Source organism: Nonomuraea sp. NPDC002799, assembly GCF_053592075.1.
In genome coordinates, this window is the sequence record NZ_JBSFVA010000007.1 from 177,226 (window position 1) to 198,257 (window position 21,032).

Genomic DNA, 21,032 nt, shown 5'->3' on the forward strand with positions numbered 1-21,032 from the left:
CGTCAGCCTGCCAGGCGCGGGTGTCAGGGGGTGTCAGGTTCGATCAGGTCGATGAGGTCGGCCACCGAGTCGACGATCAGCGACGGCCGGTAGGGGAAGCGGTCGATCTCGTGGCGCTGGGTGACGCCGGTCAGGACGAGGATGGTGAACAGGCCCGCCTCCATGCCCGAGACGATGTCGGTGTCCATGCGGTCGCCGATCATGGCCGTGGTCTCGCTGTGGCCCTCGATCTCGTTGAGCGCGCTGCGCATCATGCGCGGGTTGGGCTTGCCGACGAAGTAGGGGGCCACGCCGGTGGCCTTGGTGATGAGGGCGGCCACGGCGCCGCAGGCGGGCAGGGAGCCCTCGGTGGAGGGGCCGATGGGGTCGGGGTTGGTGGCGATGAAGCGGGCGCCGGCCTCGATGAGGCGGATGGCGCGGGTGATCTGGGTGAAGCTGTAGGTGCGCGTCTCGCCGAGGACGACGTAGTCGGGGTCGAGGTCGGTGAGGATGTAGCCGGCCGCGTGCAGGGCCGTGGTGAGCCCCGCCTCGCCGATCACGTACGCGGAGCCGCCCGGGCGCTGGTCGTCGAGGAACTGCGCGGTGGCCAGGGCGGAGGTGTAGATGGACTCGGCGGGCACCTCGAGGCCCGCGCCGGCCAGGCGTACCGACAGGTCGCGCTGGGTGTAGATGGAGTTGTTGGTCAGGACCCGGAACTTCTTGCCCGACTCGCGGAGCCGCTTGATGAACTCGTCCGCACCGGGGATCGGCCGCCCCTCGTGGACGAGGACGCCGTCCATGTCGGACAACCAGGAGTCGATCCGCTTACGCTCTGTCACCTCCCCATCCTAGCGAGCGCGCCCTTGTCGACTTCCCGCCCCCTACGTGAACAATGTCTTCATGTCATTCACTGAATCTGCGCAGGACATGCGGGACGAACTCGTTCAGCTCCGGCACTCGTTGCACACCACTCCCGAGCTCGGCCTGCACCTGCCGCGCACCCAGGAGAAAGTGCTGGCGGCGCTGGACGGGCTGCCGCTGGAGATCACCACGGGCACCTCGCTCAGCTCCGTCACCGCCGTGCTGAGGGGCGGCAGGCCGGGGCCCGCCGTGTTGCTGCGGGGTGACATGGACGCGCTGCCGGTGACCGAGAAGAACGACCTGCCGTACGTGTCGCAACTTCCCGGGCAGATGCACGCGTGCGGGCACGACCTGCACACCACGATGCTGGCGGGGGCGGCGCGGCTGCTGAGCGCGCGGCGGGAGGAGTTGGCGGGCGACATCGTGTTCATGTTCCAGCCGGGTGAGGAGGGGCATGACGGCGCCAAGCACATGATCGGTGAGGGCGTGCTGGAGGCGGCGGGGTCGCGGCCGGTGGCGGCGTACGGGATGCACGTGGTCTCGGCGATGTTGCCGCCCGGGCTGTTCGCGTCGCGGCCGGGGCCGATCATGGCGGCGGCCGACGTGTTCTGCGTGACGGTGAAGGGGCGCGGCGGGCACGGCTCCAGCCCGCACCGGGCGCTGGACCCGATCCAGGCGGGGTGCGAGATGGTGGCGGCCCTGCAGACGATGGTGACCAGGACGTTCGACGTGTTCGACCCGGTGGTGGTGACGGTGGGCAGCTTCCACGGCGGTTCGGCGGACAACGTGATCCCGGACGAGGCGCGGTTCGAGGCCACCGTGCGGACCTTCAGCAAGGAGAACCGCACGCTGGTCAAGCGGCGGCTGGTGGAGGTGGTGCAGGGCATCGCGACGGCGCACGGGCTGGCGGCGGAGACGTCCTTCGGCATGGGCTACCCGGTGACCGTGAACGACGACACCGAGGCCGCGTTCGCGGGCCGGACGGCCGACGAGCTGTTCGGGCCCGGGCGGTATATCGTCACGCCGCAGCCGGTGATGGGGTCGGAGGACTTCTCCTACGTGCTGGAGGAGGTGCCGGGGGCGTTCATCTTCCTGGGGGCGTGCCCGCCGGACCGCGATCCGGCCACGGCGCCCTACAACCACTCGCCCGAGGCGGTGTTCGACGACGCGGTGCTGCCGGACGGGGCCGCGCTCTACGCCTCGCTGGCCCATTCCAGGCTGTCGTAGCGATGCGGGCGTGGGTGGTGGCCGAGCCGGGGCCGATGGCGGGCCGGCCGCTGGAGCTCGTCGAGCGGGCGGTGCCGGTGCCGGGGCCCGGCGAGGTGCTGGTCCGGGTGGAGGCGTGCGGGGTGTGCCGTACCGACCTGCACCTGGCGGAGGGCGACCTGCGGCCGCGGCGGCCGCGCACCACGCCCGGCCATCAGGTGGTGGGCCGGGTGGAGGGCACCGGCGCGCGGGTGGGGGTGGCCTGGCTCCGCTCCACCTGCGGGAAGTGCCGCTTCTGCGCCAGGGGGCTGGAGAACCTCTGCCCCTCCTCCGCCTACACGGGGTGGGACGCCGACGGCGGGTTCGCCGAGTATGTCGTCGCCCCGGCGGACTACGTCTACCCGCTGCCCGGCGACGTGCCCGCCGAGCGGCTGGCGCCGCTGCTGTGCGCCGGGATCATCGGATTCCGGGCGCTGGAGCGGTGCGACCTGCCGCCGGGCGGGCGGCTGGGGATCTACGGGTTCGGCGCGTCGGCCCACCTGACCGCGCAGGCGGCCATCGCGCGGGGCGCCACCGTGCACGCCGTCACCCGGTCCGCCTCCTCCCGGCGGCTGGCGCTGGAGCTGGGGGCGGCCTCGGCCGGCGACCGGCCGCCCGAGCCGCTGGACGCGGCCATCCTCTTCGCGCCGGTCGGCGACCTGGTGCCGCCCGCGCTGGAGGCGCTCGACCGGGGCGGGACGCTGGCCGTGGCGGGCATCCACCTCACCGACGTCCCCGCGCTGAACTACGAGCGGCACCTGTTCCAGGAGCGCACGCTACGCAGCGTGACCGCCAACACCAGAGCGGACGGGCACGCCTACCTGGAGCTGGCGCTGGCGCATCCGCCGCGGGTGACGACGACGCCCTACCCGTTCGAGCAGGCCGGCCAGGCGCTGACGGATCTGGCGAACGACCAGGTCAGCGGGGCCGCCGTGCTGATCATGGCGGAAAACTTTACTTGATGGAGCTAAGCGCCACTTCGTACACTCATGAAGGAAAGTTACATTAGCCTCACAACCGCTGGAGATTATTGACGCTGGCCTGGCGCGATCGTAATGTCCGGTCAATCCCTAGAGACGTCCCCCGGAGCGGCAAATGAAGCGACTGGCAGCGGTAGTGGCGTTGCTGGGCCTTGCCACCGCGACTGCAGCGTGCAGCGGTGGTCCCACCAACAAGTCCGGCGGCTCGGGCGGTGGTGGCGGAGGGCTCTTCACCACGATCGACGTGAACAGGCCCGGCCTGGAAGCATCGGCCCCGGCCAACCCGTACAACCCCAAGGGCAACTCCTTCCCCGGCTACAGCTCCATGAAGCTGGGCTGGGTCAAGAACCATCTCACCGACCCCAACCAGGCTCTCCCCGGCATCGCGGCGAGCTGGGAGATCGCCCCCGACAACTCGGCCATCACGCTGAAGCTGCAGCCGAACGCCAAGTGGTCCGACGGCAAGCCGGTCACCGCCGAGGACGTCAAGATGTCCATCGGCATCGCCTACACGCAGGGCAGCACGGCCTTCTCGATCACACCCGGCGCGGCCGGCGCGGCGGCCGAGGTCACCGTCGTCGACCCGCAGACCGTGAAGATCACCCAGGAGATGGCCAACCCCAGTCCGAAGTTCGCCCGTGGCGTGCTCGACACCACCGTCCTGCCGTCCCACGTGTGGAGCAGCGTGCTTCCCGCGGACTTCTGGGACAAGCTCAAGGCCGCCCGCGGCGAGGGCGCCGAGGCTGACAAGGCCCGCGAGGAGGTCACCGCGCTCGGCGAGAAGGTGATCGCCTTCGCCCCGCCGAAGGACGTCTCCGCCGGCCCGTTCGTGCTGGAGCGGGTCAACCCCTCCGAGGCGCTGCTGGTCAAGAACAAGTACTTCTTCAACGCCGCGAACGTCGCTCCCGCACAGGTGAAGTTCCTCAACTACGCCGGCAACGAGCAGATCTGGAACTACCTCACCGCGGGCAAGCTCGACCACGCCGGCTTCACCGCCGCCCCGACTGACGTGATGAACCGGATCAAGGCGGCGCCCGGCGCCGAGGTCATCAAGGGCTACTCGCCGGTGGCCGTGAGCATGGCCTTCAACCAGTCCAAGAAGCCGTACGACAACGTGCACGTGCGCAGGGGCCTGGCCTACCTGATCGACCGCGAGGAGGTCACGAAGGTCGCCTCGCCCGAGGGCGGCACGGCCGCCGTCACGACCAGCGGCATCCACCAGAAGGCCGCCCAGGCCTGGATCCCGGAGACGGTGCCCCAGCTCGAGGCGTACAAGCTGGACCTGGCCAAGGCCGAGGAGGAGTTCAAGCAGGCCGGCCTGACCAAGAAGGACGGCAAGTGGACCCTGGCCGACGGCTCGGCGTGGAAGGTCTCCATGCACGCGCCCTCCGGCTTCTCCGACTGGCTGTCGGCGCAGGAGAACATCAAGACCCAGCTCGTCAAGGCCGGCGTCGACGCCGAGGTCGTGACGACCGCCGACTACCCGCTCTACCTGGAGGAGCTGGCGGCCGGCAAGTACGACGCGGGCTTCTGGCTGATGGCGCTCGGCCCCGCGCCGTACGACATCTTCCAGCGTCTCTACGGCGCCTCCAACGGCTGGACGAACGTCGCCGGCAAGGTGACGCACGCCGCGGCCGGCAAGGGCGGCAACTGGATGGGCGGCCCCGAGGAGATCGAGGTCGACGGCACCAAGATCAACCCCGGTGAGCTGACCGGCAAGCTCAACTCGGCCGACGAAACGGCGGCCAAGCCGATCATGGCCCAGCTCGCCAAGGCCGCCAACCAGGACCTTCCGGTCATCCAGCTCTGGGACTACGTCAACACCCAGTTCGTCAACAACAGCCGTTTCACCGGCTGGCCGCACGACGACTCGATTCTCCGTATGGGCACCGGTGTGCTCGCCTCCGGCGTGTGGATCCAGCAAGGTCTCATCAAGGCGAAGCAGTAGCCTATGACGCTCATCGCACGACGACTCGCGGGCCACCTGGCCCGCGGGTTCGTCATGATCCTGGTCGTCGCGACGATCAGTTTCTTCATCGTCAACAACATCCCGGGCGACCCCATGGCCGCCCGGTACGAGAAGCTGATCGAAGGCGGCATGGCGCCGGAGGCGGCCTCACAGGCCGTGAAGGTGCTCTACGGCTTCCTGCCCGACGGCACCCTGTGGGAGCAGTACCGCGACTACATGGCCGGGCTGTTCCACCTCGACCTGGGCGTCTCGGTCACCAGGCCGGGCACCCCCGTGCTCGACGTGCTGACCGACGCGGCCAAGTGGACCGTTCTACCGGTGCTGGCCGGCACGCTGCTCAGCTTCCTCGTCGGGATCGTCCTCGGCGTCTACGCGGCGATCAAGCGCACCGGCAAGCTGGGCGACGCCCTGGCCATCTCCGGCTCGCTGCTGCACGGCATCCCGCAGTACGTGCTGGCCATGCTGCTCGTGGTGATCTTCGCGACGCTCATCCCGATCCTGCCCGCCGACGGGTCGGTGGACATCCTGTTCGAGCCCGGCTTCAACGCCGGCTACCTCGGCTCGCTGGCCGAGCACGCCGTGCTGCCGATCCTGACGTACGCGGTGTCGGCCTACGGCGGCTGGATCCTGGCGATGAAGTCGAGCGTGGTCACCGTGCTCGGCGACGACTTCATCCTGGCCGCCGAGCTGCGCGGCGTGAAGCGCTCGATCGTCTTCCGCTACATCGCGCGCAACGCGATCCTGCCGCTGTTCACCATGCTCGCCCTCTCCCTGGGCGTGCTGCTCGGCGGCGCGGTCTTCATCGAGAAGATCTTCAACTATCCGGGGCTCGGCTGGCTGCTGATCGGCGGCGTCCAGGACCGTGACTACGCGCTCATGAGCGGGGCCTTCCTGCTGATCACCGTCGGCACCATCCTGGCCAACATCGTGGCCGACCTGTTCTACACGGTGATCGACCCGCGGGTGCGCAGCGGAGAGGGGGCGTCGTGAGCGCCACGCTCATTCCCGAGCCGGCCACGGCCGTCGCGACCATGCGCCGCAACTTCTGGCAGGGCGTGTGGCGGGTGATGAAGCGCAAGCCCAGCCGGATGGCCGGGGTGGTGATCATCGCGGGCTTCGTCCTCATGGCGGTCGTCGGGCCGATGATCCTTCCCGAGCACCTGCCTGGCAACGCCGACGCCATCACGCGTCCGCCGAGCTGGGAGCACTGGTTCGGCACCGACCCGCAGGGCAAGGACGTGCTCGCGCTGGTCATCAAGGGCTCGCGCTACGTCCTGCTCACAGCCGCGGTGACCGCGCTCATCACGGTCGTCGTCGGCACCGCGATCGGCCTGTTCTCCGGGTTCAAGCGGGGCCGCTGGGACACCGTGCTCATGCGGCTCACCGACATGAAGCTCACCATCCCCGGCCTGCCGCTGCTGCTGGTCCTCGCGACCGTGTGGCAGTTCGGCAGCCCCCTGCAGATGGGCCTGGTGCTCGGCCTGCTCGGCTGGGGCGGCGTGGCGCGGGCCGTGCGCTCGCAGACGTTGTCCCTGCGCGAGCGGGGCTTCATCGAGGCGGCGCGCGGGCTCGGCCTGTCCACGACGCACATCATCGGCAAGGAACTGCTGCCCAGCATGGCGCCCTACATCGCGATGAACATGCTCATCGCGGTGACCGGCGCCGTCTACTCGCAGGTCGGCCTGTTCTTCCTGGGCGTGCTGCCGTACGAGTCGGACAACTGGGGCGTGATGCTCAATCTCGCCGTGTTCCAGGCGGGCGCCATGATCACGCCGACGGCGCTCGGCTACCTGCTGGCGCCGCTGCTGGCGATCCTGCTGCTGACACTCGGCATCGTGCTCGTGGTGGACGCCATGGACGAGATCTTCAACCCCCGGCTGCGCGAGGAGTAAGTACGTTGGCCGAAACAGCACCGGGAGTGCGCATCGGCGGCCTGACGGTCGTCTACAAGACCCCCGCCGGCGAGCTCCCCGCCGTCCGCGACGTCAACCTGACGCTGGAGCCCGGCTCGATCACCGGCATCGTCGGCGAGTCCGGCTCGGGCAAGTCGACGCTCGCCCTGTCGCTGCTCAACGCCGTCCAGCCGCCGGGCCGGATCGCGGCGGGCAGCGTCGAGATCGACGGGCTCGGCGACGTGGTGGGCCTGCGGGGCGAGCCGTTGCGCAAGGCGCGCGGCAGGCACATCGGATACGTCTTCCAGGCCGCCCAGAACTCCCTCAACCCGCTCAAGCCGGTCGGCAAGCAGCTGCTCGACCTGGGCCGCTCGCACGGTGTGGAGGACCTCCGGGGCCTGGTGCGCGAGGCCAAGGAACTGCTCGGCCGGATGGGGCTCGACGGCGCCCGGGTGCTCGACTCGCACCAGCACGAGCTGTCCGGCGGCATGCGCCAGCGGGTCGGCATCATGCTGGCGCTGGTCCTCAACGCCCATCTGGTGGTGCTGGACGAGCCGACGACCGCGCTCGACATGATCACCCAGGCGAACATCCTCAAGATCGTCCGCGAGGTGCACGCCGAGCGCGGCCTCACGACGCTGGTCATCACGCACGACATCGGCGTGGTCGCCGAGGTCGCCGACCGGCTCGCGGTCATGTACGGCGGGCGCCTGGTCGAACAGGGACCGACCAGGGAGGTGCTGCGCGCGCCGCGGCACCCCTACACCCAGGGCCTGATCAAGGCCATCCCCCGCCTCGTGGGCGACATCGACGAGGCCAGGGCGCTGCCCGGCCGGCCGCCGACGCTGGTGACCGTGCCGAAAGAGGGCTGCGTGTTCAGGGAGCGCTGCCCGCTGCGCATGGACGTGTGCGACACCGTCGATCCCGATGCCGTCGCCGACGGCGCCCGGCTCGTGGCCTGCCACGCCGTGACCGTGAAGGAGCACGCATGATCACCGGGACCGGCGTCGTCAAGACGTTCAAGCAGCGCGGCAAGGTGCTCGGCGCCCGGGAGGTGCGGGCGCTGCGCGGCGTGGACTTCTCGATCCCGAAGGGCGGCGCGGCCTCGTTCATCGGCGAGTCCGGCTGCGGCAAGACCACGCTGGGGCGCATCATCGCGGGGCTGGAGACGTACGACGAGGGTGAGATCGTCATCGGCGACGTGCCCATGTCGCCGCTGAAGATCAAGCAGCGCCAGCCGCACTTCCGCAAGATCCAGCTCATCCACCAGGACCCCTACTCCGCCCTGAACCCCACCAGGACCATCCACCAGGCGCTGCACGCCCCGCTGAGCCTGCGGGCCGGGCAGACCGGCCGGTCCAAGGCGTGGATCGAGGAGCGGGCGGCCGAGGTGCTGTCGCTGGTCGGGCTGGATCCGGGCACGGTGTTGTCGCGCTACCCGCACCAGCTCTCCGGCGGCATGCGGCAGCGGGTGGTCATCGCCCGCGCGCTGACCGTCGACCCGGAGATGCTGGTGGCCGACGAGGCCGTCTCGATGATCGACGTGTCCCTGCGGCTGGGCATCCTGGCGCTGCTGAAGGATTTGCGCGAGCGCCTCGGGGTGAGCGTGCTGTTCATCACGCACGACGTGGCCACGGCCCGCTACATCGGCGCCGACGGCGAGCTGTACGTCATCTACCGGGGCCAGGTCGTCGAACGCGGCCCGGTGGACACGGTCATCGCCGACCCCGTGCATCCGTACACGCAGTCGCTGCTGTCGGCCATCCCCGTGCTGCACGGCCTGGAGCTGCCCGGCGAGCAGCCGGTGACGCCCTTGGAGTCGCTGGACGAGAGCCGGTCCGACGAGGGCTGCCTGTTCGCCCGCCGCTGCCCGTTCAGGGGCGAGCGGTGCGAGAGCGAGCTGCCGCTGCTGCGGCTCACCGAGGGAGTGCCGCAGGAGCACGCCTGCTTCTACCCGGAAAGGCGCAGCGTCATCGCCCGCCCGATGAGCGAGGTCTGATGTCCCGCTCCGTGCGCGCCGCCGACCTGGCCGAGGCGGCGGACGTCGCCACCGCCGCGCTGACACTGGACACCGGGGAGGCCGCCGCGCTGGTCGGCCACCTGTCGCGGCCGCCCGCCGACCGGCGCTGGACGGCTCTGGCGACCGACGGCGGGGTGGTGATGGCCTCGCTGTCGTCGCAGGACCCGGACGTCGGCCACGTGGACCTGCTCGCCGTGCGTCCCGAGGCGCGCGGCCAGGGACGCGGGCGGGCGCTGGTCGCGGCGGCCGAGGAGTGGCTGCGCGGGCAGGGGGCCCGGCAGGCGCGCTTCGCCGGCAACCCGCCGTGCTACGCCTGGCCCGGCATCGACGTGCGCTACACCGCCGCCGCCTGCCTGGCCGAGAGCCTCGGCTACGAGCGTTACCACCTCGCCTGGAACATGACCGCCGACCTGAGCGGGGACCTGTCGGTCGAGGAGGACCTCCTGCGGCTGGAGAAGGCGGGCGTGCGCGTGCGCGCGGCCGGCGCGGACCGCGAGCGGGTGACCGCCTTCGTCCAGGAGCACTGGAACGAGCGGTGGGCCTGGGAGGCGGCGAGCGCGTCCGGGCTGCACTACGCCGAGCGCGACGGCCGGATCCTGGGCTTCGCCGCCTGGGGGGCGCGGCCGGCCTGGTTCGGGCCCATGGGGACCGCGCCGGAGGCCTGCGGGCTCGGCGTCGGCCGGGTGCTGCTGCGCAGGTGCCTGACCGACCAGCGGGCGGCCGGTCAGGACCGCTCCCAGATCGGGTGGGTGGGGCCGTTGCGGTTCTACTCGCGCGCCGTGGGCGCGCGAGCGGAACGCGTCTTCTGGCTCTACCGGCGCGATCTGGCGTGATGTCACGCGTAGAAGAGTCGTCCTTCCGGTCTGCCCGGCGGCAGGCAGAGCTCACGCGGATCCTCGCCGGCCTCCAGGGCCCGGGTGAGCGTGTCGGAGCCCCACAGGTGGTCCATGAACAGCTCAGGGCCCTGCCAGCGCAGGTCGTCCGGGTAGAGCGTGCGGGCCACGTGCACCATCGACAGGCCGGTCATGACCGGCCGGAACGCCTCGCGGTCGTGCACGTGGAGCTGGACGCCGCGGACGGAGACGCCCGCGTGCTTGTGGAACGTCGGCGTGAACCAGGTCTCCCTGAACCGCACGCCCGGCAGGTCCAGCGCCGCCAGCGCCGGGGCGAACCGCTCGTCCACGTACGGCGCCCCGACGAGCTCGAACGGCCGGGTGGTGCCGCGCCCCTCGGAGAAGTTCGTGCCCTCGAACAGGCCGGTGCCCGGATAGACCAGCGCGGTCTCCACGGTCGGCATGTTGACCGACGGCATCACCCAGGGCAGCCCGGTCTCGGCGAAGGCCATCTCGCGCCGCCAGCCCTCCATCTCCACCACGCTCAGGTCCACGTCGAACCCGAACAGGGTGGCCAGCTCCCCCGCGGTCCTGCCGTGCCGCAGCGGCAGCGGGAAGCGGCCGACGAAGCTGGCGAACGCCGGATCGAGCGGCGGGCCCTCCTGCACGGCCCCGCCGATGGGGTTGGGCCGGTCCAGCACCACGAAGCGCAGGCCCAGCCGGGCGGCCGAGGCCAGCAGGTCGTACATGGTCCAGACGTAGGTGTAGAAGCGGGCGCCCACGTCGGCGATGTCGAAGACCAGGGTGTCCACGCCGGACGCCGCGATCACCGCGTCGAGGCCGGCGCCGGAGAGCTTGTGCGTGTCGTACACCGGCAGTCCCGTTCTGGCGTCCACCGCGTCCTGCTCGCTGTAGCCCGCCTGGGCGGTGCCGCGCAGGCCGTGCTCGGGTCCGAACAGGGCCGTCAGCGGCACGCCGGCGGCGGTCAGCGCGTCGGGAGTGGAGGTGAGATCGGGCAGGACTCCGGTGGGGTTCGTGATCAGGCCGAGGCGGGTACCACCCGCGAGCGCGGGGTCCGTGGCCAGCCGTTCGGCTCCTGTGCGTACGTATGACATGAACCCATTGTCTGAAAGATATTTACAAGAGTGAAGGATAGGGTGGAAATTAGCGTCATGATTGATCCGCTTCCCGAGCTGTCCACCGAGCAGAGCGATCCCCGCTACAGCCAGATCGACCGGCTGCCGACGGAGCAGATCGCCCGACTGATGAACCAGGCCGACGCCGCCGTGCCCGCCGCCGTCGAGGTGGCCGTCCCGGCGATCTCCGCCGCCATCGACGCGATCTCCGCCCGGATGGCCGAGGGCGGCCGGCTGCTGTACGTCGGCGCCGGCACGTCGGGACGGCTGGCCGTGCTCGACGCCAGCGAGTGCCCGCCCACATTCGGCACCGACCCCTCGCTGGTGCAGGGCGTGATCGCCGGCGGGCTCGACGCGCTGACCCGGTCGGTCGAGGGAGCGGAGGACGACCCCGAGGCGGGGGCCGCCGCCATGCGGCGCCTGGAGGTGGGGGCGCTCGACTCGGTGGTGGGCGTGTCCGCCAGCGGGCGGGCCCCTTTCGTGCTGGGCGCGCTGGCCGAGGCGGCCGGCCGCGGCGCGCTCACGGTGGCCCTGTCGTGCAACGCGGGGGCGCCGCTGTCGGCCGCCGCCGAGCACGGGATCGAGGTCGTCGTGGGGCCCGAGGTGGTGACCGGGTCGACCCGGCTGAAAGCGGGCACGGCCCAGAAGCTCGTGCTCAACATGATCTCGACGATCTCCATGGTCAAGCTCGGCCGCACCTACGGCAACCAGATGATCGAGATGTCCGCGATGAACAACAAGCTGGCCGGCCGGGCGCTGCGCATGGTGACCGACATCACCGGCACCGACGCCGAGACGGCGGAGGCCGCGCTGGACGCGTCCGGCGGCCAGGCGAAGATCGCGGTGCTGATGGTCCAGCACGGGCTCGACGCGGACGGGGCCCGGGCGCTGCTGGAGTCGCACGGAGAGCGCCTCAGCGACGCGCTGAGCGGCTGACGGGGATCACGGGGATGTCCGGGGCAGACGCGCGGCCCGACCGGCTCGGCGCGTCCGTGGGGGACGGGACCGACCGGCTCGGCGCGTCCGTAGGGGACGGGACCGACCAGCTCGGCGCGCTCGTGGGGGACGCCGTGCCGCGTGTGTGCTCGGCCGCGGTCGCGCTGATCGCCGTGGACGGCTCCGTCACGGCGGCGGCGGCCGGCGAACTCGTCCGGTACGCCGACGCGGAGAGGACCCTGGCGGAGGAGCGCCCGCCTGCGGGCCTCGACTCGATCTTCGACCTGGCCTCGATCAGCAAGCTGTTCACCACGGCGGTGCTGCTCTCGCTGGCCGAGGAGGGCCGGCTCGGCCTGGACGAGCCGGTGGCCGGCCGGCTTCCCGGGCTTGACCCGAGGATCACGCCGCGCCGCCTGCTCACCCACACCGCGGGGTTGCCCCCGACCCGCCGCATCGACCTGGAACTGCCGGGCGCGGGCCCGGCCGAGCGCATGGCCGCGCTGCTGGGCACGCCGATCGCGCACCCGTTCGGCGGGCCCTACCTCTACAGCGACGTCGGCATGATCATGGCGGGCCGCCTGGCGGAGCTGGCCGGCGGCGCGCCCCTGGACGCGCTGGTGCGCTCCCGGGTCACCGGTGTGCTCGGCCTGGCGGACACGGGCTACCGGCCGCGCGACCCGGCCCGGATCGCGGCCACCGAGTGGAAACCCGAGCGCGCCGGGCCGGGATGCGTGCGGGGCGAGGTGCACGACGAGACGGCGTACTCGCTGGGCGGGGTGGCCGGGCACGCCGGGCTGTTCGCCACGGCCGGCGACCTGCTGGCCTTCGGCGAGGCGCTGCGCACGGGCGGCGGGGCCGTGCTGCGACCGGAGAGCGTGGCGGAGATGACGCGCGACCAGGACGCCGAGGGCGCCGCCTTCCGCCACGGGCTCGGGGTGCGGCTCGGCGACCCGGCCATCGCGGGCCCGCTCGGCGGCTCGTACGGCCACTCGGGGTTCACCGGCACCTCGCTCGTGATCGATCCGGCCCGCGGGCTGACCGTGGTGCTGCTGACCAACGCCGTGCATCCGCTGCGCGGCCGCGACGGCGTCCGCGCCCTGCGGCACGCGGTGGCCGCGGAGGCCCTGCGCCTGGCCGGCGAGCGGCGCTGACCGTCACCCCGGGACGGCAGGACCGGCCCGCGCGGCCGTCACCCGGGACAGCGCGGCGTGACCGTCACCCCGAGATGGCGCGCGTGACCGTCACCCAGAGGCGCCGGGGGCCAGTGCCTCCAGGGCCTCCTCGGCCCGCCGCATGGCCTCCTTCGCGTCGGCGGAGGCGATCTCCGGATCGAAGTTGAGGTCGTGGAAGACATCCGTCACGCCGCTCGCGGCCAGCTCGTCCACGTCGTGCCGGATCTTGTCGTACGAGCCCGTCAGCGGCCGGTCCCCGCCGTCCCTGACCTTGGTCACACCGCGGCACACGAACCGGAACGCCGAGACGTCCCGCCCGGCCTCCGCCAGCGCCGACCTGATCAGCTCCACCCGCCCGGCGATGGCCGACAGGTCCTCCCTGCTGGAGCTCACCCATCCGTCGGCCAGCTTCGCGGCGCGGCGCAGCGCGACCTCGGCGGTGCCGCCGAGCAGGATCTGCGGCGGACCCGGCACCGGCTTGGGGTCCATGTGCGCGGGCGGGATCCGGTAGAACTCCCCCTCATGCTCGACCACGTCGTCGGCCCACGCCTTGCGCAGCACCTCGACGAACTCCTCGCCGCGCCGCCCCCGCCGCTCCATCGGCACGCCGGTCGCCTCGAACTCCTCCGGCAGCCAGCCCAGCCCCAGGCCCGCCGTCAGGCGCCCGCCGGAGAGGGTCTGCAGCGTGGCGAGCTGCTTGGCCAGCGGCACCGGCTGCGCGTACGCGTTGATCACCGCGACGCCCAGCCGGACGCGGCGCGTCACGGCCGACAGGTGGGCCAGCGTGATCAGCGGGTCGTGCACGCTGCGGTAGGTGGGGCCCATGGGATGCCCGACCGGGTACAGCAGCCGCTGGAACGTCCACACCTCGTGATAGCCGAGCTCCTCCGCGCGGGTGGCGACGCGGCGCATGTTCTCGGGCGTGGCCCAGGCCCCTGACTGAGGTACTGCGAAACCGACTCTCATGCCCCCCAGTCTGACCGACCCGAAATCCTCCCGGAAATGACCCCGCGAGCGTGCTGCCCACGCGCACGGTGACTCCCTCCTGAATGGGCCGGTGAACGGGTGACCTGTGACTTTCGGTCTGAGCCGAAACATGTTGTCGGCCGGCAGCGCCCCAGAGAGCCGAAACAGCAGATTGGTCGTGGGCATACTGCGACGGCGGACGAGTCATCAGCACGAGGCCGATCATCTACTGAGCAAGAATCTCCCGGCCACACCTAGCGGGGAGGGGTAACCGCTCCTGCATGGGGGGATCGGACGGACTAACCCAATGCGGTCAGCCGCATCGTGCGGGCAAGCTGTTCAACGGAGGCCGGGGATGCGTTCGCCACCCTTCGCAGGGCGCTGGGCCGGCGATGAAGCCGGCCACGCGACGTCGTCGATCGCGAGCCACGGCGCGACGGCCAGGGCCGTGGGCGTGAGCCCGGCGAACGTCGTGACCTCGCGGTGCAGGTGGGACTGGTCGACGTAGCCGCTCTCGGTGGCGACGCGGGCGGCGGCGTGACCCGCCGCGAGAAGGTGGGCGGCGTGGTCGAAGCGCACCAGCCGGGCGGCGCGTTTGGGTGTGATGCCGAGCTGGGACCGGAAGCGGGACCACAGGCGCTTGCGGCTCCAGCCGACCTCGTCCGCCAGGCCGTCGACCCGCACCCGCCCCCGGCTGGTGAGCGTCCGCCGCCAGGCGTGGGCGACCTGCGGATCGACCGGTGGGTGGGCGCCCAGCCTGCGGCCGAGGATGTCCACCGCGATCGTGAACCGTTCGTCCCACGACGCGGCGGCGCGCAGCCTGTCCTCGGCTCGCCCGGCGTCGCGGCCCCAGACATCCTCAAGGGCTACCACCGTCCCGCTGAGCTCGGTCGATGCGCCGAACAACCCAGCCGCCACGACCGGCTCCAGCCGGATCTGGAGGCACTCGCCGACTCCCCAGCCGCCTGCCCGGAGATCGCCGGGGAGGAGCCCGACGACGACACTGCCGCGCTCGTGCCGGCCATGGGTCTCGTAGACGACGCCTTCTCCCTCGCTCAGATCGACGAGCAGGGTGACGGACGGGTACGCGACCATGGCGATGTCCACCAAGGCCGGGGCACGATGGCGGAACCCGGCCATGCTGACCCCCGGCAGCCGAACCGACGAGCGCGGGACCGCGACATCCACCCACGCCCGGTCAGGTGGCGTCCAGGTCGGCAACACGTGACCAGTCTAGGCCTCAGGGGTCATGGACGGGCTGTCAGCGGCCCGGTGCCGTGAAGCCCAGCAGCAGCTCGCTGGTCGCCTCGGGCGCTTCCACCATGGGTAGGTGCCCGACGCCGGGCAGCAGCTCGACCCGCGCGTTCGGCACCGCGTCGTACCGGTGCGCCGACGACGGCTCCCAACGGGGGTCGGCAGCGCCGAAGATCACCAGCACGGGGACCCCGAGCGCGGCGAGACGCTCGGGCACGCTCCGCTCGACGATGTACTCGGTGTTCCGGCGCAGCACCGTCCTCATCACGCGGTAGGTGATGCCCCGTACGTCGGCGACCACGTCGTCCGGGAGGTCCACCGGGCGAGCGGCCGTCGCGCTGATCCCTTTGCGGATCATCGCATCCGAACGCCTCGGCCACAGGAGCGGGCCCACAGGCGGGGCCAACAGGACCCGAAGGATGAACGGCTGCCGGAGGAGCGCATCCATACTCGGGCCGCTACTGATCAGTGCGAGCGAACCCACGAGGTCGGGTCGTTGTTCGGCGAGCGCGGTGGCGACGTAGCCGCCGCTGGAGTGCCCGGCCGCGGCGACGTGACGCAGGCCGAGGTCGTCCAGCAGCGCCGCCACCTGGCCCGCCTGCGCGGACACGTCGTACGACGGCGCGGGCGGGGACTGGCCGCAGCCCGGGAGGTCGACCCGGATGACGTGATGGTGGCCGGCCAGTGCCTGGACCATCGGGCTCCAGAAGCCGCCCGAGGCCCCCGATCCGTGGATGAGCAACAACGGCGGCGCCTGCCGCGGGCCGTCATGGACCACGTGCATCCCATGCGAGTGTTCAATGTCGTGCTTATTCATGCGGAGACTATGCACGGGCGGTCGACCATCGGTCTTGGACAAATGTTCCCGCGAAGTTGACGACCGACGGCGCGCCACCACCCGCGACGTAGGCCACCTTGCCTGTGACGCGCGACATCGTAGGCTCTTGCCATGGACGCGCGGGCGGAGGGCGCGACGGCGCTCATGGTCGCGATGCACCAAGCGGTCAACGACCTGACCGCCGTCGATCAGCGCGATGGTGCCGGCGCCCTCGAACCGCCCCTGCGCGTCGCGGCGCCCGACGCGGGTGCCCACCGGCAGGTGGGGCGGGGCACGCGGCCCGGGTCGCGCTCTCTCGTCTGTGGGCTACGAATCGATGCAGATGAAGTCGGTCTTGTTGTTCGCGTACACGCCGGACCCCCAGCTCACTGAATTGCCGGGTGCGATGGTGGCGATCTCCTCCCAGTGGCCGACCCAGTTGTACAGGTGGACGAAGGCCCTGCTGTGGCCGCGATTGGTGACGGAGCTGATGTTGTCTCGAAGCCAGGACTCCAGGGGGTAGTAGCAGCCGGCATAGGGAGCCACCCACCTGGAGCCGGTTCCGCTGGAGCCGGTGTAGTAGCACGAGTACCCGGGGTCGCATTCCCACGCCGATGCCGCCGCCTGCTGCGGCGTGCTGATGAGAAACGGGGTTGCGACGATGAGCACGCTCAGGACTGCTGACCAGGGCCGGCGCATGTTCGTCCACCCTTTCCTGTTCGACGGCTACTGATGGACGTGAGTGTCACCTGGGCGGCACCGGCCGTCCACCACCTTCGACCAGGGTCGAAACTCCCTGGTCGCAGGCGTTCGGCCTGCGCCGTCACGCTCCCGCCTCCCATGGAGCAGGCACCTGACACCGGCCGGGCCTGCTCCGCCGCCGTCCTGCGCCGCGACCGCGACGAACGCGGACGGGCTCCCGTTGCCGCAGGTTGGGCGGGCGGTTCCGCAGGGTCCGGCGAGTGCGTACAGCAAGGTACAAGCCCACACCAGCCGGATAGTCTGTGCGCGTGGGTCTAGAGGAGGAGCTGGCGGGGATGGCCGCCGCATATGGCGGCACGGGCGAGCCCGTCCTGCACGCGACGCGTACCGACGTCGTGGTGTTACGCAGGGGCGAGGTCGTGGTGAAGGCGCATTCCGCGCGTGACGACCCCGAGGCGTTACGCCCACGGCTGCGGGCCGCCGCGTCGGCCGCCATGAGCGGCGTGCTGCTGGCCCCGCTGGAGCCGGAGGTGCTGACGGTCGCCGGCCGCGCCGTCACGGTCTGGCCGGCGGGCCGGCCGGTCTCACAGGACAACCCCGACTCCGCCCCGTGGGAGGAGGGGGCCAGGCTGCTGGCCAGGCTGCACGCCACTCCCCTGACACCGCTGCCGGAGTTGCCGCCCGCCGGCGGGCCGGCGCGGGCCGCCCGCGCGGTGAGCCGCATGAGCGGCGACGGCCCGGTCGAGCAACTCGTGCGGCGGGCCTTCAAGGAGCTGCCCGAGGCGGCGCAGCCCGCGGACCGGCCGCGGCGCGGATCGTTGCCCGGCCTGCTCACGCACGGCGACTGGCATCTCGGTCAGCTCGTCCACCGCGACGGCTGGCGGCTCATCGACGTCGACGACTTCGGCGTCGGCGACCCGGCGTGGGACCTGGCCAGACCGGCCGCCTGGTACGCCGCCGGCCTGCTCGACCCCGCCGTCTGGGAGCGCTTCCTGGGGGCCTATCTCGCCTCCGGCGGCCCCGCGCTCGGCCAGGGGCACGACCCGTGGGAGCGGCTCGACGTGCCCGCCAGGGCGCTCACCGTGCAACTCGCCGCCGTGGCCGTGGTCAACGCCGAGAGCGAGAGCCGGGAACTGGACGAGGTCGAACATTCGTTGGTCGAGTCGTGCAACAGAATCGTCCGAGCATGACGAGGTTGCGCGCGGTAGGTTTCACCATGAAACCTCGAAGCCAAGGAGAGCGACTTAGATGCAGTGCCCTAAGTGCCGCGGGAACATGCGGACCTATGAGCGCAATGGCGTCCACATCGAGCAGTGCGACAACTGCCGCGGGATCTTCCTGGACTACGGCGAGCTCGAGACGCTGACCCGGATGGAGACGCAGTATCACACGGCTCCCCCGCCGCCGCCCGCCCCGGGCCCCGCTTGGGGCGCGCCGCACGGCGGCCACGGTGGCCACTACGGCCACAACCGGCACCAGCGGAGCTGGGTCGGCATGCTGTTCTCTACCTGATCATCGTGTGATCGCCGGGGGCCGCGCACCGGTGGGGTGCGCGGCCTCTGGCGTTCCCGGGCTCAGCCGGGGAAGTCGTCCGGGTCCACGGGCGCGGTGCGGGCGTTGCCGCCGGAGATGGCGTGCAGCGTGACGCGCCAGTCGTGCCAGCGGACCTGCGTGGCGGTGAACGTCGTCTTGAACGACACCGACTTCTGGAACCGCTCGAAGCTGCATTCGCGGGTGAACGACTTGCTCTTGCCCTCCCAGTCCACGCCGTGCGTGAAGTAGATCTTGTAGCTGCCGTCGCGGACGCCGCGGATCTTGAACTTGGCCTTCTTGCGCACGTACACGCTGAAGGACTTGCTGCCGCCCTTCATGATGGTGACCACGGCGTCGAGGGAGCTGCCGTTGTCGATCTCCAGCGAGCTGCGGCCGCCCAGGCTGCTCTTGCGGATGAAGGAGCCGTTCTTCAGCCGCCTGCTCTGCTTGCTGCCCGCCTTCACGTCCACGACGTCGGCGGGGTAGTCGCCGGCGCTCTGCAGGGCCTCGCCCGCCTTGTCGAGGGCGTCGAGCTTGTCGTCGAGGTCGATGAGCACGGCGGAGGGGGTGCACAGGTCCCTGGAGCCGACCTTGCCGGCCGTGGCGGCCAGGTCGGTGACGAAGTCGTTCAGGCTGGCGACGTAGGCGTCGTGCTGGGCGCGGACGGCGTCGGGCGGGGTGAGCGCGGACAGGGTGGTCGCGGCGCCGCTCAGCGTGTCCTCGGCGCGCCCGACCCGCTGGTCGAGGGTTTTGACGCTGCGCGCGCCCGCCACGGCGTCGATCGCGGCGGCCATCGCCTTGTGCCGGCTGCTGAGCTCGGCCTTGTACGCCTCGGGCGTCAGCGCGGCCGCGCTCGGGCTCGGCTCGCCGCTGGCCGTGCCGCCACCGCCCGCCGGGGCGGCCTGGCCGCCGGCGACGCCGCTGATCCGGGGCTCACCGCCGGTCGGCGACGGTAACGCCGAGGAACATCCGCCGAGCGTGAGCGTCGCCACCGCCAGGACGCAGGAGATCAACCGGGGTGCAGCCACCTGTCACACTATTGCCCGGTTGATCCCCGCGCGTCAATTACGATTCGGCCAGGCCCTGATCCCGATCCTGTCGCAGCGTGCGGGTGATCCCGAGCATCTCCAGGAACGGCAGGTCGTGGCCGGCCACGATGAGCGCCCCCCGATAGGCCGACAGCGCCTGCGCGAGCTCGCGGACGCTGGCCATGTCCAGGTTGTTCGTCGGCTCGTCGAGCAGCAGGAGCTGCGGCGGCGGCTCCGCCGACAACAACGCGGCGAGCGTGGCGCGGAAGCGCTCGCCGCCCGACAGCGTGCCGGCCGCCTGGCCGGCCCGTTCGCCTCTGAACAGGAAGCGCGCCAGGCGGGCGCGGATCTCGTTCACCGAGGCGGACGGGGCCACCGCGCGGACGTTGTCCACCACGCTCAGCGCGTCGTCCAGCAGGTCGAGCCGTTGCGGCAGGTACCGGACGGGCACGTGGGCGCCGTGCTCGACGATCCGCCTGAGCAGCGTGGTCTTGCCCGAGCCGTTCGGGCCGAGCAGCGCGATGCGCTCGGGGCCGCGCACGACCAGCCGGTCGAGCACGCGCCCCGGCGCGCCGGTCGCGCCCGGCTGCGAACCGAGCGGCGAACCAAGCGGCGGACCAAGCGGCGGACCAAGCGGCGGACCAAGCGGCGGATCGAGCGGCGGATCGAGCGGCAGGGTCAGCACCGCGCGGCCCGCCGGTACCTCGGTGCCGGGCAGCAGGATGCGGATCTCCGCGTCGTCGCGCACCGACTGCTCGGCCTCGGTCAGCCGCTCGCGCGCCTCCTCCAGCTTCTCCAGGTGCAGGCCGCGCTGCTTGCCCGCGGTCACCTGGGCCTTGCCCTTGAGCCCGTTGGCGACGATCTTCGGCACCTTCTTGTTCTCGAACGCCTTCCTGCCCGTGCGCCGGGCCCGGTCGATCCTGATCCTGGTGTCGACCAGCTCGCGCCGCTGCCGGCGCACGTCGCCCTCCGCGACGCGCACCATGCGCGCGGCGGCCTCCTGCTCGGCGGCGACCTGCTCCTCGTAGTCGCTCAGGTCGCCTCCGTAGAGGCGCACCCCGCCCTCGCGCAGCTCGGCGATCTGGTCCATCAGGCCGAGCAGCGCCCGGTCGTGGCTGACGATCACCAGCACGCCCTGCCAGGCGGCGACCGCGGCGTAGAGCCGCTGCCGCGCGTCCAGGTCGAGGTTGTTGGTGGGCTCGTCGAGCAGCAGCACGCCGGGCCGTTTGAGCAGCTGGGCGGCGAGCGCCACCATGACGGTCTCGCCGCCGGACAGCGTGCCGACCGTGCGCTCCAGCCCGACGTGTGCGAGCCCGAGCCGGTCGAGCTCGGCCCGCGCGCGCTCCTCGACGTCCCAGTCGTCGCCGACGGCCGCGAAGTGCTCCTCGGCCACGTCGCCGCCCTCGATGGCGTGCAGCGCGGCCCGCGTCGTGCTGATCTCCAGCAGGTCCGACACGGTACGACCCGCGTCGAGCGGCACGTTCTGCGGCAGGTAACCCACCTCGCCGGACACGGACACCGATCCGGATCCCGGGACGAGCTCCCCGGCCATGAGCTTGAGCAGGGTGGACTTGCCCGACCCGTTGACCCCGATCAGCCCGGTGCGGCCGGCGGGGAAGGCGGCGTCGAGCCCGTCGAGGACCGCGGTGCCGTCGGGCCAGCCGAAGGACACCTGATCAATGACAATGGACATAGACATAAGGCGGCTC

Annotated in this window: 20 protein-coding genes; 12 read left to right on the top strand and 8 right to left on the bottom strand. The window is 71.6% G+C overall.

Annotated features, from left to right (window positions below):
* Positions 1-23 precede the first annotated feature (23 nt).
* Positions 24-779, bottom strand: coding sequence for an HAD-IIA family hydrolase (locus ACWD0F_RS16240; protein ID WP_449876325.1), 756 nt, complete (start codon positions 777-779; stop codon positions 24-26).
* 100 nt (positions 780-879) lie between these two features.
* On the opposite strand from ACWD0F_RS16240, the gene ACWD0F_RS16245 reads away from it, so the two are divergent.
* The 8 genes from ACWD0F_RS16245 to ACWD0F_RS16280 all read left to right on the top strand — a co-directional run bounded on the left by ACWD0F_RS16245 (position 880) and on the right by ACWD0F_RS16280 (position 9,779).
* Positions 880-2,067, top strand: a complete 1,188-nt coding sequence (locus ACWD0F_RS16245; protein ID WP_449876048.1) for a M20 metallopeptidase family protein — start codon at positions 880-882, stop codon at positions 2,065-2,067.
* A 2-nt stretch (positions 2,068-2,069) separates the two neighbouring features.
* Positions 2,070-3,047, top strand: a complete 978-nt coding sequence (locus ACWD0F_RS16250; RefSeq protein WP_449876050.1) for a zinc-dependent alcohol dehydrogenase family protein — start codon at positions 2,070-2,072, stop codon at positions 3,045-3,047.
* Between the two features lie 133 nt (positions 3,048-3,180).
* On the top strand, positions 3,181-5,013 hold the full coding sequence (locus ACWD0F_RS16255; RefSeq protein WP_449876052.1) for an ABC transporter substrate-binding protein: 1,833 nt from the start codon (positions 3,181-3,183) through the stop codon (positions 5,011-5,013).
* Positions 5,014-5,016: 3 nt separating this feature from the next.
* On the top strand, positions 5,017-6,024 hold the full coding sequence (locus ACWD0F_RS16260) for an ABC transporter permease (protein ID WP_449876053.1): 1,008 nt from the start codon (positions 5,017-5,019) through the stop codon (positions 6,022-6,024).
* Positions 6,021-6,926, top strand: coding sequence for an ABC transporter permease (locus ACWD0F_RS16265; RefSeq protein WP_449876055.1), 906 nt, complete (start codon positions 6,021-6,023; stop codon positions 6,924-6,926). Before ACWD0F_RS16260 ends, ACWD0F_RS16265 begins: the two co-directional genes overlap by 4 nt.
* Positions 6,927-6,931: 5 nt before the next feature.
* Positions 6,932-7,918, top strand: coding sequence for an ABC transporter ATP-binding protein (locus ACWD0F_RS16270; protein ID WP_449876057.1), 987 nt, complete (start codon positions 6,932-6,934; stop codon positions 7,916-7,918).
* Positions 7,915-8,925: an ABC transporter ATP-binding protein gene (locus ACWD0F_RS16275; RefSeq protein WP_449876058.1), complete on the top strand. Its 1,011-nt coding sequence runs from the start codon at positions 7,915-7,917 to the stop codon at positions 8,923-8,925. The genes ACWD0F_RS16270 and ACWD0F_RS16275 overlap by 4 nt, the downstream gene beginning before the upstream one ends.
* On the top strand, positions 8,925-9,779 hold the full coding sequence (locus ACWD0F_RS16280) for a GNAT family N-acetyltransferase (protein WP_449876060.1): 855 nt from the start codon (positions 8,925-8,927) through the stop codon (positions 9,777-9,779). Before ACWD0F_RS16275 ends, ACWD0F_RS16280 begins: the two co-directional genes overlap by 1 nt.
* A gap of 2 nt (positions 9,780-9,781) precedes the next feature.
* Here the strand turns inward: ACWD0F_RS16280 and ACWD0F_RS16285 are convergent, their stop codons facing one another.
* Entirely contained in the window at positions 9,782-10,894 is a 1,113-nt protein-coding gene (locus ACWD0F_RS16285) for an exo-beta-N-acetylmuramidase NamZ family protein (RefSeq protein WP_449876061.1), read from the bottom strand.
* Between the two features lie 57 nt (positions 10,895-10,951).
* Between ACWD0F_RS16285 and murQ the strand changes: the two genes are divergently transcribed.
* Both murQ and ACWD0F_RS16295 read left to right on the top strand, forming a co-directional pair.
* A complete protein-coding gene (murQ, locus tag ACWD0F_RS16290) occupies positions 10,952-11,851 on the top strand; it encodes an N-acetylmuramic acid 6-phosphate etherase (RefSeq protein WP_449876063.1) in 900 nt (299 codons plus the stop codon).
* Positions 11,852-11,865: 14 nt separating this feature from the next.
* Positions 11,866-13,002 carry a serine hydrolase domain-containing protein gene (locus ACWD0F_RS16295; RefSeq protein ID WP_449876064.1) on the top strand — a complete coding sequence of 379 codons (1,137 nt, stop codon included), beginning with the start codon at positions 11,866-11,868 and terminating at the stop codon, positions 13,000-13,002.
* A 90-nt stretch (positions 13,003-13,092) separates the two neighbouring features.
* Here the strand turns inward: ACWD0F_RS16295 and ACWD0F_RS16300 are convergent, their stop codons facing one another.
* From ACWD0F_RS16300 to ACWD0F_RS16315, 4 genes are all read right to left on the bottom strand, one after another.
* The gene (locus tag ACWD0F_RS16300; protein ID WP_449876066.1) at positions 13,093-13,989 is read right to left on the bottom strand and encodes a TIGR03619 family F420-dependent LLM class oxidoreductase; all 897 of its coding nucleotides are present in this window, start codon (positions 13,987-13,989) and stop codon (positions 13,093-13,095) included.
* A gap of 339 nt (positions 13,990-14,328) precedes the next feature.
* Positions 14,329-15,213, bottom strand: coding sequence for a helix-turn-helix domain-containing protein (locus tag ACWD0F_RS16305; protein WP_449876067.1), 885 nt, complete (start codon positions 15,211-15,213; stop codon positions 14,329-14,331).
* A gap of 37 nt (positions 15,214-15,250) precedes the next feature.
* On the bottom strand, positions 15,251-16,027 hold the full coding sequence (locus tag ACWD0F_RS16310; protein ID WP_449876069.1) for an alpha/beta fold hydrolase: 777 nt from the start codon (positions 16,025-16,027) through the stop codon (positions 15,251-15,253).
* A gap of 360 nt (positions 16,028-16,387) precedes the next feature.
* A complete protein-coding gene (locus ACWD0F_RS16315; protein ID WP_449876071.1) occupies positions 16,388-16,759 on the bottom strand; it encodes a peptidase inhibitor family I36 protein in 372 nt (123 codons plus the stop codon).
* A 311-nt stretch (positions 16,760-17,070) separates the two neighbouring features.
* Here ACWD0F_RS16315 and ACWD0F_RS16320 point away from each other — a divergent pair, with 311 nt between their 5' ends.
* The gene (locus ACWD0F_RS16320) at positions 17,071-17,952 is read left to right on the top strand and encodes a phosphotransferase family protein (RefSeq protein WP_449876072.1); all 882 of its coding nucleotides are present in this window, start codon (positions 17,071-17,073) and stop codon (positions 17,950-17,952) included.
* A gap of 58 nt (positions 17,953-18,010) precedes the next feature.
* The gene (locus tag ACWD0F_RS16325; RefSeq protein WP_449876074.1) at positions 18,011-18,274 is read left to right on the top strand and encodes a TFIIB-type zinc ribbon-containing protein; all 264 of its coding nucleotides are present in this window, start codon (positions 18,011-18,013) and stop codon (positions 18,272-18,274) included.
* A 62-nt stretch (positions 18,275-18,336) separates the two neighbouring features.
* Here ACWD0F_RS16325 and ACWD0F_RS16330 read toward each other — a convergent pair whose 3' ends face one another.
* Both ACWD0F_RS16330 and ACWD0F_RS16335 read right to left on the bottom strand, forming a co-directional pair.
* A complete protein-coding gene (locus ACWD0F_RS16330; protein ID WP_449876076.1) occupies positions 18,337-19,323 on the bottom strand; it encodes a hypothetical protein in 987 nt (328 codons plus the stop codon).
* A gap of 37 nt (positions 19,324-19,360) precedes the next feature.
* Complete coding sequence (locus ACWD0F_RS16335; RefSeq protein ID WP_449876078.1) at positions 19,361-21,022, bottom strand: ABC-F family ATP-binding cassette domain-containing protein; 1,662 nt, start codon at positions 21,020-21,022, stop codon at positions 19,361-19,363.
* Between the last annotated feature and the right edge of the window lie 10 nt (positions 21,023-21,032).

What these genes read in the sequence shown, in the direction of transcription:
- ACWD0F_RS16250 (WP_449876050.1), top strand. Translation starts at nt 2,070, where the DNA reads ATGCGGGCGTGGGTGGTGGCCGAGCCGGGGCCGATGGCGGGCCGGCCG.
- ACWD0F_RS16300 (WP_449876066.1), bottom strand. Translation starts at nt 13,989, where the DNA reads ATGAGAGTCGGTTTCGCAGTACCTCAGTCAGGGGCCTGGGCCACGCCC.
- ACWD0F_RS16325 (WP_449876074.1), top strand. Translation starts at nt 18,011, where the DNA reads ATGCAGTGCCCTAAGTGCCGCGGGAACATGCGGACCTATGAGCGCAAT.
- ACWD0F_RS16245 (WP_449876048.1), top strand. Translation starts at nt 880, where the DNA reads ATGTCATTCACTGAATCTGCGCAGGACATGCGGGACGAACTCGTTCAG.
- ACWD0F_RS16295 (WP_449876064.1), top strand. Translation starts at nt 11,866, where the DNA reads ATGTCCGGGGCAGACGCGCGGCCCGACCGGCTCGGCGCGTCCGTGGGG.
- ACWD0F_RS16275 (WP_449876058.1), top strand. Translation starts at nt 7,915, where the DNA reads ATGATCACCGGGACCGGCGTCGTCAAGACGTTCAAGCAGCGCGGCAAG.
- ACWD0F_RS16255 (WP_449876052.1), top strand. Translation starts at nt 3,181, where the DNA reads ATGAAGCGACTGGCAGCGGTAGTGGCGTTGCTGGGCCTTGCCACCGCG.
- murQ (WP_449876063.1), top strand. Translation starts at nt 10,952, where the DNA reads ATGATTGATCCGCTTCCCGAGCTGTCCACCGAGCAGAGCGATCCCCGC.
- ACWD0F_RS16260 (WP_449876053.1), top strand. Translation starts at nt 5,017, where the DNA reads ATGACGCTCATCGCACGACGACTCGCGGGCCACCTGGCCCGCGGGTTC.
- ACWD0F_RS16310 (WP_449876069.1), bottom strand. Translation starts at nt 16,027, where the DNA reads ATGCACGTGGTCCATGACGGCCCGCGGCAGGCGCCGCCGTTGTTGCTC.
- ACWD0F_RS16280 (WP_449876060.1), top strand. Translation starts at nt 8,925, where the DNA reads ATGTCCCGCTCCGTGCGCGCCGCCGACCTGGCCGAGGCGGCGGACGTC.
- ACWD0F_RS16315 (WP_449876071.1), bottom strand. Translation starts at nt 16,759, where the DNA reads ATGCGCCGGCCCTGGTCAGCAGTCCTGAGCGTGCTCATCGTCGCAACC.
- ACWD0F_RS16335 (WP_449876078.1), bottom strand. Translation starts at nt 21,022, where the DNA reads ATGTCTATGTCCATTGTCATTGATCAGGTGTCCTTCGGCTGGCCCGAC.
- ACWD0F_RS16240 (WP_449876325.1), bottom strand. Translation starts at nt 779, where the DNA reads ATGGACGGCGTCCTCGTCCACGAGGGGCGGCCGATCCCCGGTGCGGAC.
- ACWD0F_RS16285 (WP_449876061.1), bottom strand. Translation starts at nt 10,894, where the DNA reads ATGTCATACGTACGCACAGGAGCCGAACGGCTGGCCACGGACCCCGCG.